Source organism: Ciceribacter ferrooxidans (assembly GCF_004137355.1).
GTDB lineage: Bacteria > Pseudomonadota > Alphaproteobacteria > Rhizobiales > Rhizobiaceae > Allorhizobium > Allorhizobium ferrooxidans.
Window position 1 is genome coordinate 1 of sequence record NZ_SDVB01000146.1, and the last position, 258, is coordinate 258.

Genomic DNA, 258 nt, shown 5'->3' on the forward strand with positions numbered 1-258 from the left:
ATGCAGAAGGCGCAGGACGAGCTCGAGCACGAGACGGTCGAGGCGAGCGCCGGCGGCGGCATGGTCACCGTCACCGCGTCGGGCGCGGGGGACGTGAAGCAGATCAAGATCGACCCGAAGGCGATCGACCCGGACGACGCCGAGCTGCTCGCCGACATGGTCCTCGCCGCTGTGAACGAGGCCATCCGCTCGGCGCGCAGTCTCCAGGAGTCGAAGCTCGGGGGCCTCGCCGGAGGCGCCCTCGGGGGGCTCGGCCTC

General features: G+C 72.1%; 1 protein-coding gene. It reads left to right on the top strand.

The annotated features are described in order from the left end of the window. A partial coding sequence (locus EUU22_RS04290) for a YbaB/EbfC family nucleoid-associated protein (protein ID WP_129330841.1) occupies positions 1-258 on the top strand: 258 nt, incomplete at both ends.